The following is a 1,434-nucleotide window of genomic DNA, read 5'->3' as shown; positions in this document are numbered from 1 at the left end:
CCGGCAGTGGAGCCATGGCCGGACATTCTAAATCGTCCGGAGTTGTATATGATCAGAAAATCGGCACCCCCCTTTTCTATGAATTTGGCACTTATCCCTGTTCCTGCCCCTGCCCCTATGATGGCCTTCTTTTGGGCCAAGGTCTTTTGTAAACGTTGTCTAACTTCTTCTCGGGTATATGGGTTACCCTTCCCAGTCCATTTATTTGGCATTTTGTTTTATTTTTTTTGGTCTTAGTTCTTTATGTATTTCTCTTTATTTCAAAATCTTCATTAAACGCTCCACCAAGGCCTCGGCAAAGGCAGCGTCGTTGATATGGGCGTCCACTTCCCTAACGGGCACATGTCCATCGGCGCTTTCCCTAATGGCCCCAAAAAGGGCCGAATCCGCTTCGGGATCATAGAAAATATCCCCTTCGCTGTCGATCTGCGATATGCCCTTTAGCGGCAGGAGGATCTCTACAGGGGCCTTGGCCCCCTTTAGCTTGTCCACCAACTGTTTTCCCAGGGTTTCGTTCTCGGTTACATTGGTCCGCATTAGGGTCACGTCCGGTGCCCAACTGTAGAGCTGTCGCGACCTGTACTGTTGCGGAAGGGTGTCCATTTGTGCAAAATTTACCATGTCCAGGCAGCCGGGTACCACGATCTGGGGGACCCCCATTTCCGTAGCTGCCGTCAATCGGTCAGGGCCGGCACTTAAAATACCCCCGCAAAGTTCATCGGCCAGTTCGGTGGTGGTAACGTCCAGCACCGCATCAAAGACCCCTTCACGAATCAGTGATTCCATGGTAGACCCGCCCACTCCGGTGGCATGGAAGGCCATGACCTCGTAGCCCTTGGCCCTTAAAAGTTCGGTACATTTGTCCACGCACTTTGTGGTGTTCCCGAACATACTGATGGCGATGCTCCTTTGGGTCTCCTCCGTGGCGTCTACCTTGGTATCGGACATGGCAGTGATCGCTGATGCCGCCTGCCGTATCAACAGCCTGCTGATACTGTTGAGGCCGGCCACGTCCACTACCGACGACATCAGGGTAATATCCTTGACCCCGATCTGTCTAGAGAGGTCCTTGGCCACTACCGTGCTAAGGCAGAATTTGGGGATGCCCAATGGCACCGCCTGCATGGCCTCCAGGATGATATAGGTTCCACCGCCACCGCCCATGCCGATGACACCATTTATTTTGTCCTTGACAACAAGGTCCGCTAGGATGGAAGCGGCACCTTTTCCCATCAGCTCTACCGCCCTGCCCCGATCATTGGATTTTCGGATAGCCTCCAAGCTCGTGCCCGAGGCTTTCGCCACGGCGTCCTGGTCCACATCGATGGGGAAATCAACGGAAGTCTCCATGACCCCCGTGTTTATGGTGATCACCTGTTGGCCCAGCGCCTTGAGACTTTTTAGGAGATAGGAGAAATCCTCCCCCTTGGTATC

2 protein-coding genes are annotated in these 1,434 nt (G+C 53.3%); both read right to left on the bottom strand.

Translation table 11 applies throughout. The annotated features are described in order from the left end of the window. Nucleotides 1–212 (bottom strand): phosphoenolpyruvate hydrolase family protein (locus BUA60_RS22695; protein ID WP_143153271.1); only part of this gene is annotated, 212 nt, incomplete at its 3' end. 43 nt (nt 213–255) lie between these two features. Further along, nucleotides 256–1,434, bottom strand: a 1,179-nt coding sequence (locus BUA60_RS22690; protein ID WP_072865853.1) for a Tm-1-like ATP-binding domain-containing protein, incomplete at its 5' end; no start/stop codon positions are given.

Origin of the sequence: Arenibacter palladensis, from assembly GCF_900129275.1 — a bacterium.
GTDB classification, from domain to species: Bacteria; Bacteroidota; Bacteroidia; order Flavobacteriales; family Flavobacteriaceae; genus Arenibacter; species Arenibacter palladensis.
This window is presented reverse-complemented; position numbering and strand designations above follow the sequence as displayed.